At 28.1% G+C, this 16177-nt stretch carries 9 protein-coding genes, 1 tRNA gene and 1 other annotated feature; of the genes, 4 read left to right on the top strand and 6 right to left on the bottom strand.

From position 1 onward, the window contains the following. Window positions 1-169: 169 nt before the first annotated feature. From L3B98_RS00780 to L3B98_RS00755, 6 genes are all read right to left on the bottom strand, one after another. Complete coding sequence (locus L3B98_RS00780; RefSeq protein WP_077360733.1) at window positions 170-2476, bottom strand: AAA family ATPase; 2307 nt, start codon at window positions 2474-2476, stop codon at window positions 170-172. A gap of 120 nt (window positions 2477-2596) precedes the next feature. After that, the gene (locus tag L3B98_RS00775; RefSeq protein WP_077360731.1) at window positions 2597-3097 is read right to left on the bottom strand and encodes a TspO/MBR family protein; all 501 of its coding nucleotides are present in this window, start codon (window positions 3095-3097) and stop codon (window positions 2597-2599) included. Between the two features lie 245 nt (window positions 3098-3342). Then, window positions 3343-5634, bottom strand: coding sequence for a YhgE/Pip domain-containing protein (locus L3B98_RS00770; protein ID WP_077360729.1), 2292 nt, complete (start codon window positions 5632-5634; stop codon window positions 3343-3345). Window positions 5635-5669: 35 nt separating this feature from the next. Next, a complete protein-coding gene (locus L3B98_RS00765; RefSeq protein ID WP_238915178.1) occupies window positions 5670-7970 on the bottom strand; it encodes a YhgE/Pip domain-containing protein in 2301 nt (766 codons plus the stop codon). Window positions 7971-8618: 648 nt separating this feature from the next. Then, window positions 8619-9272, bottom strand: a complete 654-nt coding sequence (locus tag L3B98_RS00760) for a class I SAM-dependent methyltransferase (RefSeq protein WP_238915177.1) — start codon at window positions 9270-9272, stop codon at window positions 8619-8621. Between the two features lie 112 nt (window positions 9273-9384). Continuing rightward, window positions 9385-11352, bottom strand: coding sequence for a class I tRNA ligase family protein (locus tag L3B98_RS00755; RefSeq protein WP_238915634.1), 1968 nt, complete (start codon window positions 11350-11352; stop codon window positions 9385-9387). Between the two features lie 128 nt (window positions 11353-11480). Beyond that, window positions 11481-11755, bottom strand: a binding site (T-box leader). A 254-nt stretch (window positions 11756-12009) separates the two neighbouring features. On the opposite strand from L3B98_RS00755, the gene L3B98_RS00750 reads away from it, so the two are divergent. From L3B98_RS00750 to L3B98_RS00735, 4 genes are all read left to right on the top strand, one after another. Continuing rightward, on the top strand, window positions 12010-12309 hold the full coding sequence (locus tag L3B98_RS00750; protein WP_238915176.1) for a hypothetical protein: 300 nt from the start codon (window positions 12010-12012) through the stop codon (window positions 12307-12309). 457 nt (window positions 12310-12766) lie between these two features. After that, window positions 12767-12851: transfer RNA gene (locus tag L3B98_RS00745), tRNA-Leu, on the top strand. Window positions 12852-13235: 384 nt separating this feature from the next. Continuing rightward, the gene (locus tag L3B98_RS00740) at window positions 13236-14834 is read left to right on the top strand and encodes an MBOAT family O-acyltransferase (RefSeq protein ID WP_238915175.1); all 1599 of its coding nucleotides are present in this window, start codon (window positions 13236-13238) and stop codon (window positions 14832-14834) included. Further along, a complete protein-coding gene (locus L3B98_RS00735; RefSeq protein WP_238915174.1) occupies window positions 14821-16170 on the top strand; it encodes a lipolytic protein G-D-S-L family in 1350 nt (449 codons plus the stop codon). The genes L3B98_RS00740 and L3B98_RS00735 overlap by 14 nt, the downstream gene beginning before the upstream one ends. Window positions 16171-16177 lie beyond the last annotated feature (7 nt).

Raw genomic sequence — 16177 nt, 5'->3', positions numbered from 1 at the left:
CTGGAATAAATATGTGTTTAATTTAGGTAAGTTCTGCATATGTCTAATTCTTGCTTTGGATATCTATATAAAACAAAGAAGATATTTTTTTGAAATTAAATAAATAATTATCTTCAAAAACATCTTCTTTTTACTTTGAAATTTATATATAATTTAATTTTTATAAATTTTATTTTTTCTTTTTGACAGGTTTATATTTTAAAATTTCATTTTCTATTTCTTTATAAAATCCCTTTATAGATTCTCCTTCATCAAGTATCAAGGTTTCAATAGCATCTTCTAAAGTTTCCATAGTGTAAATATGAAATTTTTTCTTTTTAACATCTTCTTCAACTTCACTTCTTAATATCAATTCATCTACATTTGTGCTTGGAATTAAAACTCCTTTGTCATCAATCATATCTATAGTGCCACAAACTCTATGAAACCCCTCAATTTTTTCATTTACGCCACCAATAGCTTGTATCTCTCCTAATTGATTTATAGATCCTGTTACTGCAATATTCTGTCTTACTCCTCTTCTACTCAATGCTGATAAGATACAAATTATTTCTGCTACAGAAGCACTATCCCCTTCAATCAAGCCATAGGTTTGTTCAAAACTTAATTGAAGGTCTACTGGTAATTTTTCATATGGACTTATTAAATTACTTAACAAACCACCAAGTATACTAATTGATTTTTCATGAATATTTCCACTCATCTTGCATTCCTTATGAATGTCTATTATCCTACCATCTCCAACATGTGTTAAGCATGTTATTCTCATTGGTTTTCCAAAACTATAAAATCCATTCCCAACTACAGCAAGTCCATTAACAATTCCTATTTCTTTTCCCCTTGTAGTAATTAGTATCTTTTTATTTTTATAATTTTCCATAATATCTTCTAAAATTTTTTCATCTTCATAGGCAACACTTATTACATCTTGCTTTTCAATTCTATTTCTCTCTTCAGCTTTTGAATTATTATTAGCTAAATACAATAATTTATTTATATAATAATCATCTATAGATATTTTGTTTCTCTGACCTGAAACTCTCGATAAAAATTTAATTATTTCCTCAAGTGCTTCTTCAGATACATCTAATAAATTGTCTTTTTTTACTTTTTCTTTTACCATATTGCAGATAAAATTTCTATTCATACTGTTATATTTTAATTCTATTTCTGATTCTATTCTTATTGGGAAAATTTGCTTAAAATCTTCATCATTATCATATAATATTTGAAAACTTTCATAATCACCTATTAATATTACTTTTAAATTTATCGGAATTGGCTCTGGCTTTAATCCTGCAATAGAAATGACTTCAAGGTAGCTCCTTGTATAATTATAACTTACTTTTCCATGAATTAATGCTTTTTTTAAATAATAATAACTTAATCCACTGCTAATTAAAGAACTCATTCTTAGCATTAAGCAGCCTTCATTTGCCTTTAATAAACTTCCTGCACTTATTAACGAAATATCTGTACTATATCCTCCATTGCTATTTCTATATTCGATATTCCCAATTAAATTTCCAATGGTAGGATCCTCCTCATATATTACATTTGGATGAAAACTATTAGAATTATCTACTAGTACATTAATATTATATTTTGAAAATATCTCCTTGAGCTCTTCTTCATCCTCTTCTAAATTAATTGTATAACTTTCAACTATTCTTTCCTCAATATCATCATACATTTGAAGCAAATATTTGTAGACATCATCTTGGGAAATAAACTGAAGTAATAAATCATCTTTATATTTCTGCATATTCTTCTTAATGTAATCTCTATAGATATTTTTAAGTTTTTCAATTGATTTTATTTCTATATCCTTCAAGGCTTCTAATATAATCTCTGCTTCTTTTTTTAACTTTGATGCTTCTCTCTCAATATTTTCTTGAGTAACATTTTCTAATTGTTCATACTCATTTTCAGTTATTTCCTTTCCCTCATCTTTTAAAGGAATAAAGACAAAGCCACCGCTAGTTGCCTTAACTTCAAAATTTTTCTTCTTGGCTGAATCCATAAGTTTAGTTATATAATTACTTCTCTTTTCACTTATATCCTCAATTATACCTTCCTTCTCATCATCTGAAGAACTGCTATAAAATTCTAATATACACTCAAAATATTTTTCTTTTATTTCTCCAATCATATCTTTTAACAAGCTGCCCTTACCATTTGGTAAAAATAGAGGAATAGGATTGATATTCTCTTGAGATGTTGCATAGCAAATATCTTTAGGTGGAGGAAGTTTTTCATACACACTTTTAACATACTCAACTAATTCATTTAATCTTTCCTTAGAAAATGAATCAACATAATATATATTGTATCCTTCTTTTTGAATGCTTAAACTCTTTTCTATCTTATTTAAAGTTGCAGTAAATTCAGGTATTTTACTAATATTACTTTTTCTAGCCTTTTCCGCATTAGACGTGCAAAAAATAATTTCATTTGGAGTTAATTCTCTTTTCATTTCTTATCCTACTTTAAAAATCATTACTTATCTAAGTTATTTTTTTCAAAGTAGACTCCTCCCTAAATTGATAGTATATAATATTAATATTCTTTAAATACTAAAATAGATATATATTTTTTACATTTCATTTAACATCCAAATGAAAAAATTAAGTACTCCAGCATATACAAGCCAAATTAAATATGGTATCAGTAATATTGCAGATTTTCCCACCTTATCATAGAATCTTTTTATTGTTAATATTACAAATAGAATTAGTATCACTAATTCTAAAAATGCTAATCCATAAAGCTTAAAACCAAAGAAAATTATCGTCCATAAAAAATTAAGTAACAATTGAATTGCATAAACAAAGATTGCCGAACTAACGTCAATATTTTCATATTTCAATATCCATACCTTATATGCTGCTATGCCCATTAATATATATAGTACTGTCCAAACAACTGGGAATATTATTGCTGGTGGCGCAAAAGGCGGTTTTGTCAAATTTTCATAGATTAAACTCATATTAGGAACTAGTTTTGTAACTCCAAACCCCATCAATAACGGTATTGCTATAGATATAATCAATGGAATAAATTTAATCTTTCTTTGCTTCTTAGTATTTTCTCCCATAACACACCTCAAATTTCAAATAATTTATAGATTCATATAATTAACTTATTATATGTTAATTTCTTAAAATCTATGTATTTATTTGTAATTAATGGAATAAAGCAGCTCCTAAGAATTTTTCCACTATCTTGAATCTAAAGAAGTAGGTCTGTTATCTCCTAAAAGACAATTAAACAAAAACAGCTCCTCTGCATTCTAGAAAACTCTAAAATACAGAAAAGCTTATAATCCTAAATAACGCAATTTTAATGACGCATTATTCCACTCATATTTAATTTTGCCATTGTTTTATTGGTTAATTTGTTAATCGTTCCTTTAGACACCATTCCAAGTATTAATGCCACAACTGCATAAATACACAACATAGCTATATCCTTAAATAATATTGGATATATAATACCTGCCATTATCTGCCTCATTCCACTTATAGCATAAGTAAATGGTAAATATGGGTATATTTTTTGAAATATAACTGGTGTAACCTCAATAGGAAAATTACCACTGGCACCTGCCATCTGCAATACCAATAAAACTACCATGATAGCTTTTCCAACTGCTTCTAATAAAGTAGCTGCAGTATAAATAATAATAATAAATATTATACTTACAAAAATACAGTAAAAAACCGTCATTATCGGATGCACTGAATGACTCTTTAATATTAGCAATGCTCCTAAACTTGCAATAACAGCCTGACATATACCAACTGTTAAAAACATTAATAATTTTCCTAAATACATTTCATAAGGTTTAATTATTGTACCATCTTCAAAATCTGGTGAGTTTAATGCTAATAGTGCTGATCCTAGCAATCCACCAACCCATAAACAAAGAATTGTATAAAATGGGGTTGCTGCTGTACCATAATTGGTCCATGGAAATAATCTATTATCTTGTATTTCAACTGGACTAGCTACAAAATCACTTTGATTTTCCCAATTGCTTGTCATCATATCTAACAGCTCATCAATACTATCATCTTCATCTTTTTCTCTAACTTTATCAGCTAACTCGTGAATTTTATCCCTAGCTTCTGGAAATTTATTTTTCAAAGTATTTAACTCTTCCTTAGATAATTGGGCTGCATCTTGTGAAACATTAATTAAATTTTCAACTTCTGGTAGTGTCTTTATTCCTTCTTCAACAATGTCAGAACTATTATTTAAAATATCTCTTGTAGAGTTAAATGCTTTTTCTACTCCTGGTTCTATTTCCGAACTATATCTATCAGTAATATCTGCAACTAAGGTATGTACCTCATCTACAACCTTTATAGTATCCTTAAGGGTTTGAGTATCTAAACCTTTATCATCAATTTTATTAAGTTGTTCATCTGATTTATCAATTACAATCTGTAGCTTATCTTCAATAATTTCTAATTTTTCAACAGCATCAGAAATCACTCCACTCATATCCCTCAAATTATCCTGCATATTTCTTAATGCATCTGCCTGCTTATCCAATTGCTGTTTTAATGCATTAACCTTATCAGAATTTACTGTCGTATCACCAAAGGATGGTATTTGTATTTGTAATTTGCTTAGTTCATTAATAAATTTTTTTATACTTCTGAGCTTTGATACAGTATCATTAAGGGTTTCTTTCGTTGCTTTCGCTGAATCACGAACGTTTAACAATGTTTTTTTCGCCATTTCTGGTAATATATTTTGATCTAAATTTTTAAGTTCAACACTTGAATTATCAAGAACTTTTTCAGATTTAACTAAATCTTGTTTTATTATTGGTGAAATATCTGATAATTCTCCTTGTGTATCATCTAATGTTGTTTTACTATTATTTAAAAAATCTTGTGATAAATCAAGAGTATTTGATATTGTTGGAATCATATCATTTGTCTTATTCAAAACATCTGATAACTGGCCTGTCCCATCTGTAGCAGTATCTAAAATTGATTCAAGCTTATCCATATTATCGTCTAATTCATATATGTTATCTACAATTTTTCTAAGCTTTGATCTATTGTCTTGAATGTCTACTCCTCTTTCATTACATACTCTAAAAAGTATTCCAGAAACAGTTTTTATTACATTTTCATCTACTTGATTTTTTACACTTTTTATTCCCGAATCAGTCATCTTAGGTGCAACTGCGTTTTTCTTTTCATTAACAGTATATATTAGTTTTGGTTTTTGAATATTTTTTTCAACTAATGTAGTTGTATCTTTAGAAAAATCTTCTGGAATTTCAATTGTTGCATAATATTTCTCCAACAATAAACCCTGCTCTGCACTTTCTTTATCAGTAAAAACCCATCCTAATTTATCATTGTCTTTAAGTTTATCAACCAATTCTTGTCCTAAGTTTACATTTTGCTCCTTAAAAACTGTTCCTTTATCCTCATTAATAACAGCAATCTTAATACCGCCTGTATTTGCATATGGATCCCAAGAAGCTTTAATATTTATTAATGAGTACATAGATGGAATAATTATAATTACTATTATCATAAGTCGTGCAACCCAATTAGTACGTATTTTATTAATATCCCTTTTATAAATCTTAAATATATTCTTCATAATTAATTCCTCTAACATTTACAATATAAATTAATTTAACCATTCATCAAATAACTTTCCTTAAGCATTTTAACAATATTTATTCTTTTAGCATTAATTTTTTCTTTAAATAAGATTCCCATAACAACTGACACTATCATAAATACACACAGTATAGCAGTATCCTTAATTAATATTGAATAAATTATTCCTGCATTTATCTGCCTAACAGCACTTATTGCATAAGTGAAAGGAAGATATGGAAATAATTCTTGAAATCCAATTGGATTAACTTCTATTGGGAAATTACCATTGGTACCTGCCACTTGTAGTACTAATAATACTACTCCAATTACAATACCACCATAGCCAAACAAACTTACTGCAGTATATATTATACAGTTAAATACAATACTTATAAATATGCAATATAATACAAACATTACAGGATGAACAGCATAAGAATGTAATAATAATAATGCACCTAAACTTGCCACAATTGCTTGTCCTATTCCAATAAATAAGAACAAGGTCAATCGTCCAAAATATTTTTCATAGTTCTTTAATTTTTTACCTTCCTCCACTGGCTCTGCTTCTGTTCCAATTAATACTGATAGTATATATCCTCCAATCCAAAGACATAAAACTGTATAAAATGGTGTAACTGTAGAACCATAATTAGGCCATGGAAACAATCTGTTATCTTGAATTTCTACTGGACTAGCAAGAAAATCACTTTGCGTATCCCAGTTATTTGTTATCATATCTAACAATTCATCAATATCTTGCTTATTATCAATTCTTTTTAATTTTTCTGCTAATTCATGGACATTATCTTGAATGTCTGGGAATTTTTCTTTTAGTTTTTTTAATTCTTCATTAGATGAATCAGATGCATTTTTAAAGGTATTTAACATAGCTTGAACATCTGGTAATACATTCTTTCCTTGAGCTGATAGATTCAAACCATTGTCTAAAATCTCTCTCATTGAATCAAACCCCTTATTAATTGTTGGCATGATTTCGGAATCATATTTATCAGTAATATCTGAAACTAATTTATGTGAATCATCTAATACCTCTATAGTATCGGAAAGATTTTTTGTATCTATAGGGTTTTTCCCATTATTTAATTTATTTAAATCATCATTAATTCTATTAGTAAGTTTATCAAGGTTATCATCAACAGTATTCAATCTATCTTGAATATTAGATATAGTGCTGCTTTCCTTTTTCAATGCACTCTTTGCATTATCTAATGCCTCTGCCTGCTTATCAAGAGTGTTTTGAATATTTTTCATTTCAGGTGAACTCTGTTGAAGTGCAGGATCTATTGTAACTTTAGAAATTTGAATTTTAGTAAGATGATTTATGGCTCTTTTAATGTCACTTAATTTAGCTCTTGCCTCATCTACACTTGCTTTTGTGGCTTTTACAGAATCTGCAGCCTGTAATAAAGCTTTTTTCTCAACTTCAGGTAATACTTTTTGATCAATATTCTTAAGTTCAACACTTGCAGTATCAAGAGTATTTTCAGATTTAACTAAATCTTCTTTAATTTTTGGTGAATCTTTTTCTAAATCCTTTTGTGTTTCATTTAAATAATTTTGAGTATAATTTAAAAATTCAGAAGTTCCATCAATTGTATCTGCTACTGTTGGTATAAGCTGATTAGTTGTACTGACTAAGTCTGATGCACTTATTGTTCCATCTATAGCTTGATCTAACATTTGTCCAAGTTCTGGCATATTATCATCTAATTTATAAATTGAATCCATTATATTTCTAAGTTGAGATCTATTATTTTCTATATCCACTCCAATTTCATCTAATAACCTAAACATAATTCCAGAAATACTCTTTGCAATGTTTTGATCTAATTGAGTTTTTACAGAACTTACACCAGCATCTGTTATCTTGGAAGCTATAACATTTTTCTTTTCATTTACTGTATAAATTAATTTAGGCTTTATAACATCCTTTTTTACTAATGTTGTAACATCTTTGGAAAAGTCTTCTGGTATTTCAATAGTTGCATAATATTTTTCATTAAGTAAGCCTTCTTGTGCAGTTTCCTTGTCTACAAATACCCACCCTAATTTGTCATTATCCTTAAGCTTATCAACTAAATCATTACCCAGATTTATATCATGCTCCTTATATACGGTTCCTTTATCCTCATTAACAATTGCAACTTGTATCCCACTAGTATTCGCATATGGGTCCCATGATGCCTCAATGTTTACTAATGAGTATAAAGACGGTAGTATCATCAAAACAATTACCACAACAGTTGCTATCCAGTTTGTAAATATATTTTTTATATCTCTCACAAAAATTTTCACTATATTCTTCATGCTTTATCCCCTATTAAAAATCATTTATGTTTTTTAATTTATGTATAACTAATATCATTTTACTAAATAGATTATAACACAAAAAATGACTACGAGTCATTTTTCAAATAATAATTTTTTGTAAATTTAATTTTAATCTTTAATTCCAATAAAAATATCCAAATCGAAAATTAGACTTATGCAACAATTACCTAAATTAGATACATTTATCTTCCACAGGACTAGTGAAATTTTCGCTGGAAGGTTCTAAATGGCGGCTTGTCGTCATTTCAGCGTGTTCCAGATGTAAAATCTGGACAAGCTGTAAATAAAACAAGCCCCCATTAAGAACCATCATCATCTCAATTTCACATGCCTGCTTCCAGAAAAATGTATCTGATTTCTAGTGTAGTGTTACGATTATAATTTCTCAACAATACATATATATTAAATTTATAAGTTGAATTATTAATTTGGATATCTATATACAATCAACAATATATAAATACTATTATACTATATGTTCTTTATAATTATAAAAAATTCTAAAATTTAATCAAATACACGTTTATATCAAAAAAAGGAACTCAAGATCACTCTTAAATTCCTAATATCGCAACTTTTTATTTATGATTTTATCTCTTACTGTATTTAAATTTATATAACGAATTAAATTCGTATTGCTTCAATATAGTAGTGCTTACTATTTTGCCTCTTTCCATCAAAATAACAATCATCAACATGTCTAATTCGTTTTATTTTGAAGTTCTTAAGAAGCCTATCAATGTCATTTAAATCAACAAAGTAATGTGGAACATCTTTCTCCGGTCCATCTGTTTTTATAACAGTATTATCATCAATATGTTCAAAATTTGCTTCTGAAAATGACCAAGTTTCCTTTGAACATAAAGTAAAATAGATACATCCATTTGGTTTTAATACTCTTTCAATTTCAGCTAATATTTTAATAAAACCTTCTGTATCTGTGTGAGAAATCACATGATAGGACCATATACAATCAAACTCATTATCAAGAAAAGGTAACACATTCATATCACATACTTTTGTTTCAATATCAACCTTTTCTCTTTCCTTCCACTGATTTAAATAATTTACACCATAATCTGATAAATCCACAGCTGTAACTTTGAATCCATTCTCTGCAAATAATATTGAGTGTCTACCCAAACCACACCCCAAATCAAGTATTGATTTTCTACCTTCCTCACGCCACTTATGTACATAATAGTAGCTTTCTTCACAAGGTGTAGTCCATACAGACTTATTTGCTATTCCCCAATCCCATTCTTTTGACTCAACCATAAAATCCTCCCAAATACATGTTATAAATAGAATTACATCTTAATAAGTTAATTCATAATTTACAAATATAATTCAATTATAACACATATTGTAACCTTCATATTATTCTTGTTTAATATTGATATTCCAATTTTTTAAAGAAATCCACCTTTGGTTCAAGGAATTTAAATTTATGATTCTCACCATCTTTAAAATAGGAAGTAATCGGGTCAAATATCTTATCCCAGTTCCATAACTCATCATCTACATTTAAGTAATCTCTAAACATTTCTGAACCTTCTGGCGCTATTGGATGAATTAGTATTGCTATAACTTTGCAAGCATAAAAACAATCCGCAATTATTTTTCTTTTCAATTCCTCATTTTTAATATTACTAGCCCAATGCTTATTTACATCTCTTATATAATCATCAAGAACATATGCTATTCTATGAAAATCTTGATTATACATATGTCTCTCATATTCCAATACTGTTTTTTCTGTTAACTCTTTAATTTTTTCGCTTACTTCTTCTTTTGGAATATTTTCATTTAAGCTTTGTAAAGTATAAAAGCATGAACGTATCAATCTATTAAATACATTAGTTAAAAGGTTTCCTTCTTTTAGCACTGGATCTGCTCCTGACTTTTCTTCTTCCTTCATATAAACTTGTGGTTTAAATCCAACACTTTTTGAAGATAGCCCCAAACTCATGAAATGCATACGCAATTGATCCTTTGTATAAAATTCCAACAATTCATCTGCCATTGGTGGCTTGATTTCTGAGCTGCTGCTTGCTTTTTTATCCATAAACAAAATATGTTTATTAGATACAATATGTGGTAATTTTACTTTGGTTATATCTACATTATCACCTTTAGCTGTCTTAAGACCAATTAAAATTGCCATCTCAGCAATTGAATAAAAATAAATATTATCTTCTCCAATAAATTGATATACCATTGAGTCTTCATCTTCCCACCAATTATGCCATTCTTCAGGATTTTTTCCTATTGACTCTAAATATGTCTTTATAAAAGAAATTGGTGCCCATAAAGATTCTGGCCATACCCAAAAAGTTAAATTTTTCAATTCTTCTTTATCTGGTACTTTTACTCCCCATTCAATATTTCCTGATAATCTGAATGGAACTAAAGTCTTTCCACTAGTATAATTAATACTTAAATCATCTAATATTTCTTTAGCTTTATCTCTGTCTTCTAATTTTTCAAAAACAAAAGTTATTGAAGATTTTTTTTCTTCATCTATAGTCTCATGCTTTGGAAATTTAGCTTCTAATTCATTTATATCGTCTATATATTTTCTTGGCACATAAATTAGTGGTTTCTTTAAAAATTCATCTATAGCATTAATTTCATATTTTCTTCTATTAGAATTCTTCTTTAAAAATTCATTAAGTTCCTTCATTATATCCATAGAATCCTCTAAATTGAAATACCAGTTATCAACGTTTTTTAATATAGGCTTATTTCCAGATAAGGTGCTAATAGGATTAATTAGTTCTGATGCCATATATTGATGACCTAATGAACATTCTTCTGCATATGCTTTGTCTGAATTACATCCCGCAATTGGGCACTTCCCAACTACTTGTCTTCCATTAAGAAATGTTTTTTTCTCTTCATCGTAAAATTGTAATGCTGACAACTTCTTTATATAACCATTTTCGAATAATGTATTAAATATTTCTTCTGAAACTTCATTATGAATTTCTCCTGACCTTCCAAGGGCTGAAGCCCCAAAAATATTTAAGCTGATATTATAATCCTCTAAGGTTTTCTTTTGACTTAAATGATTAGCTGTCACATAGTCTTCCATGGTATTTTTATATCCATCTTCCTTTAACTTTCTGTAGCTTTCAAGAATAGGTGAACCATAACAATCTGTACCTGATACAAAGATAACATTTTCCTTTCCAATTCTATCTCTTAAGAATCTTGCAAATATATCCGCATGAATGAACATTCCTCCAATATGGCCAAAATGAAGATTCTTATTTCCATAAGGCATTCCTGCAGTAACTACAGCTTTTTTAGGAAATATTGGTCTTTCGTTTCTTTCTAATCTTTTACTTATCATACATCTCACTCCTGCTTTAGGCACTATCAAATAAATAACAAGTCCTCTTGCTAACCTATTTTCATGTGCCTTAAAATTCAAACTTAATATTTTTTTCGTCAAAAAAGCCCCTGCAGAAAATTTACTTCTACAGGGGCGAAAATTCAATTTCACGTTGCCACCCTTTTTTCTAAAATGTCACCATTTTAGACTCATTTAAGTACACCATCTTCCTATAATTCTAGGCAAAATCATACTCTAGTTCTGTAACGTGAACCCACGTCATAGCATCACTTATAATTCAATTCATAAGATCCGTATGCAGCTCCAAGACTTGCTTCATTATGTTTTCATAATTTCCTCACACCAACCGAAAACTCTCTGAATATTCCTTCATAATTACTCTTCTCTTCATAGCCTTTATTTTTTATAATTATATACCTCCAGTATTAACATGTCAATTATATTGAATAACACTTTTTCTATTACAATAAATGCAATCATTTTTACTTACTCTTTTTGAAACTATTAACTTGCAGAAGAATATATTTACTTTATTTATTTTTAGATATTTTAATTTTTATAATACTCTTAGTTATTATATATCCAATTAATCCAAACACTAAATAAATCAAAATATATATAAATGCTGAATCATTCAAATAAACCATCAGTAATATGATAAAGTCTAATGTAGAAATACACAATGCTAATAATATATTAGTATTATTTACAGCACTTATAATTCCTTGCAAAAGAAATAACAAAGGAAATAATAAAATTAACGATAAAATAAAAATCCCTTTAAATTCAATTACATTAAAATTAAGCATATTAGAAAATGAGATTATTGTTATTATAGTCATAAATAATGAAGGGAATATAATTGTAAGCACATTTCTCTTTTTTATAAAAACTCCACCTTTCCTACTGACCACTTATACCTATAAAACATTAGAAGAAAATACATACATTTAACTTAGATAATATTATTCAAAAGCCCTCTTTAAAATCCTATATACTCCCGCCTGATAGCCCTTCCATTGTTTCACACCTTTCAGCATTCCTAAAGTTTTTCTTATTATGTTACATTGTTAATATCTAATTATCACTAATTTACTTAACTTTCCATATAATTATATTATATACATAATCAGAAGTACTTACTATAATTTATTCCATATTAATTGTTTTACAAAAATCATCTTAAACCAGTATGTTTCCTATAAATTGTTATCTTTTTATATTGTTATATTTAAAACAAGTTTTAACTCCAATTTCTTCTTAATAGCATTTTTTGTAATTTTGGTGAATTATATAATCTAAATAAGTAATATCAACGATTTCACATAAAATTAATGTTCAGGTCTCAAAACGAAACTTCTTGAAATTTTAGTAAAAATGAATTATTATTATATTGTTACTTTTATATTTTGCAGGTGTGCTGGAACTGGCAGACAGGCACGTTTGAGGGGCGTGTGTTGAATAACGTACGGGTTCAAGTCCCGTCACCTGCACCAACACCACACCTACACTGTAGGTGATATAGGAAATAACACACGATTCTTTGGTAAAGATAACCGAATCGTGTGTTATTTTTTTGTAACTACATTAAATAATTGATTCTTGAAAATTAATGAATTTTATTAAAATTAATAACTATTTAAACTACCCCAAGTAAAGTCCACAAAGTTTGGAGCTTACTTGGGCTTTTCTATTTTATAGGCTCTATTAAATTGGCTGATAAATGCTATTAATAGTATTAAATTATTACCTATCGTTTAATCATGCTTATAGTTGGATTAACTTCTAAATATTTTTAAAGCTGTCACTATTTTGACAATATAATAAATTATACTGAATACAATATTATATATTATGTACTTAAATGAGGAAGTGAAGTAATGTCATTTTTGCAGTTTAATTTTTGGCTTTTCTTATGTATATTAATTTCTGCATATTATCTATTACCTAAAAAATTTCAGTGGATATGTTTACTGATTGGCAGTTATGTTTTTTATTCATTTGCTGGTTTAAAGACTATTGGATATATACTTTTTACAACACTTAGTGTTTGGATTGGGACAATTTTCATTGATAAAATTAATGAGAAGAAGGAAATTGAGCTAAATGAAAAAAAAGAAGTTCTTACACCTGAAGTTAAGAAAAATATAATAACTTTAGCAAAGAAAAAACAGAAAATAATTTTTTGGTGCGTATTATTAATTAATTTTGGAATTCTCGGTTTTTTAAAATACTTTAATTTCTTAGCTATAAATCTTACTGATTTGTTCAATTTGGTATCGAAAGGAAAAATAGAACCTATTACATTAGGGTTATTGCTCCCACTTGGCATATCGTTTTATACCTTTCAATCCATGGGATATTTGATTGATGTATATAATGGCAAATATAAAGCTGAAAATAATATTTTTAAATTCGCACTATTTATCTCCTTTTTTCCTCAAATTATACAAGGTCCCATTAATAGATTTGATAAATTAGCAAATCAACTATATGAAACTCATAAATTTGATTTAAAAAAATTTGAATATGGAACGCAGTTAATTTTATGGGGACTGTTTAAAAAAATGATAATTGCTGATAGAGCTGTTTCAGTTGTTAATCAAGTATTTAATCATTACGACCAGTATGGTGGCGGTATTACAATATTAGGAATATTATTTTATTCCTTACAACAGTATGCAGATTTTTCAGGTGGAATTGATGTAGCAATGGGAATTGCAGAATTATTTGGAATTGATATGGCGATAAATTTTAAACGCCCTTATTTTTCAACTTCCTTGTCAGAATTTTGGCGTAGATGGCATATAACTCTAGGCTCATGGATGAGAGATTATATTTTCTATCCTTTAGCACTAACCAAAAGAATGTCCAAATTAGGAAAACTAGCAGGTAAATACCTGGGAAAGAGAATGGGAAAAGTCATACCAGTTGCCATTTCTAACCTTGTTGTGTTTTTAGTTGTTGGAATTTGGCATGGACCATATTGGCATTACGTGGCATGGGGATTATATAACGGTATTATAATTGCCTTTAGTGCAATTATAGATCCCTTTTATATATGGTTAAAAAGAATACTAAAAGTAAATACTGAATGCTTCTCATATCATCTATTTAGGATATTAAGAACATTTTTTATTGTAAATTTAGGCTGGTATTTTGATAGAGCAAATAGCTTAGACGCTTCACTTTATATGCTGCATAATACAATAGTGAATTTTAATATTAATCAATTAATGGATGGAACAATCTTTAAACTAGGACTTAAAGAATTTGATTTTCAAGTTTTAATCGTGGCAACTATTGTTCTATTAACAATAAGTATAATGCAAGAAGCTGGTATAAAAATTCGTTCATTTTTATCTGAGCAAAATTTAGTTTTTAGATGGATAGTGCTATATATATTAATTTTTACCATCATCTATTTTGATGCTAGTTCTACAAATTTATTGGGAGGTTTTATGTATGCACAATTCTAAAGCAGCATGGTTTAAAGTAATTACATTTGTAATAGTATTTATTATGATAAATTATGCTTTAACCTTTGCATTTGTACCAAAAGGCAATAATACAAGAATGACGATGCGTGAAATGTATTCCAAAAAAGAAAATATAGATGTGGCATTTGTAGGTGCTTCACTATCAGAAAGAGATATTAACCCATACACAATGAACAAAGAACTAGGCTTAAAAACCTTCGATTATGCATTTCCTTCACAAATGTTTGTTGGTACTTACTATTCCTTAAAGGAGTTGTTTAATTATCAAAAGCCTAAATTAATCATTTTAACTGCAGAACAAAATAATTTTACATCTAAGGTAGAAAAATCCTTGGTATATCTTTCAACGGCACCATATATGAATTCATTTTTTAATGAAGTACAATATTATTTTGCTTCCTCAGCTCAAGATGGTTCTTATTTAGACAGACTGTTTCCATGGCGTGGATATCATGTAGACTCTATACAAAATTTAATAAAAAATATTTATGGAAAATTAACTCCGACTTATATCAATTATCCAGAAGCTGGACAAGTAGAAGCTTTAGCAAATAATAAAAGTGGTTATATAGGAAAAGGAGCTGTAAAAGTTAATCCAACTGATTCAAAAGGAACTATTAATTATGATAATGTGAAAGGTTCTCATGACATTAGAAATATAAGTGATATACAAAAAATGAATGTGGACTACTTGAAAAAAATATCTGACTTATGCAAAGCAAATAATTGCGAATTAATCCTCTTGACTACACCTGCTCCTGTATATCAAGTTCTAAGAGTAAAGAATTATTTTGACTTTAATAATGAAATAGCTAAAATTGCCAAGAATTTAAATATTGAATATTATGATTATAATTTAATTAAACCAGAGTTATTTAAATCAAAGGAAGATTACTTTAGTGATGCTGAGCATCTTAACAGCAAGGGAGCTGAAGCTTTTTCTGAGTCTTTGGCAAACTTCTTGAAACTAAGGCAAAATGGCGAAGATATGAATAAATATTTTTATAAGCCTGAAGAATATAATGCAGCCGAAAACTATGTTTCAATTACATGGTTCAGTTTTACAAAGAAAGACAGTAAAATAACATTAACAGCGGATTCTATTCATGGAACTAAGGTAACTCCAGAATATCAATTTGTGTTGACAGACTTACAAAATGGTAAGGAGCAGATAATACGAAATTATGATAAAAATCCAACGTTTGTCTTTGATTCTACAATATATAAGAAATACAAGATACGTGTAAATGCCAAAATAGCAGGTTCTAATGATAATAATAATGTTCGTTACTATGAAGAAGACATTTCAAAATAATATTTTA

The organism is Clostridium sp. YIM B02555, assembly GCF_022320955.1.
GTDB classification, from domain to species: domain Bacteria; phylum Bacillota; class Clostridia; order Clostridiales; family Clostridiaceae; genus Clostridium; species Clostridium saccharoperbutylacetonicum.
Note: the sequence above shows the minus strand (reverse complement) of the source record. Positions and strands in the feature narration are given on the sequence as shown.

What these genes read in the sequence shown, in the direction of transcription:
- L3B98_RS00780 (WP_077360733.1), bottom strand. Translation starts at nt 2,476, where the DNA reads ATGAAAAGAGAATTAACTCCAAATGAAATTATTTTTTGCACGTCTAAT.
- L3B98_RS00740 (WP_238915175.1), top strand. Translation starts at nt 13,236, where the DNA reads ATGTCATTTTTGCAGTTTAATTTTTGGCTTTTCTTATGTATATTAATT.
- L3B98_RS00765 (WP_238915178.1), bottom strand. Translation starts at nt 7,970, where the DNA reads ATGAAGAATATAGTGAAAATTTTTGTGAGAGATATAAAAAATATATTT.
- L3B98_RS00775 (WP_077360731.1), bottom strand. Translation starts at nt 3,097, where the DNA reads ATGGGAGAAAATACTAAGAAGCAAAGAAAGATTAAATTTATTCCATTG.
- L3B98_RS00755 (WP_238915634.1), bottom strand. Translation starts at nt 11,352, where the DNA reads ATGATAAGTAAAAGATTAGAAAGAAACGAAAGACCAATATTTCCTAAA.
- L3B98_RS00760 (WP_238915177.1), bottom strand. Translation starts at nt 9,272, where the DNA reads ATGGTTGAGTCAAAAGAATGGGATTGGGGAATAGCAAATAAGTCTGTA.
- L3B98_RS00770 (WP_077360729.1), bottom strand. Translation starts at nt 5,634, where the DNA reads ATGAAGAATATATTTAAGATTTATAAAAGGGATATTAATAAAATACGT.
- L3B98_RS00735 (WP_238915174.1), top strand. Translation starts at nt 14,821, where the DNA reads ATGCACAATTCTAAAGCAGCATGGTTTAAAGTAATTACATTTGTAATA.
- L3B98_RS00750 (WP_238915176.1), top strand. Translation starts at nt 12,010, where the DNA reads ATGATAAAGTCTAATGTAGAAATACACAATGCTAATAATATATTAGTA.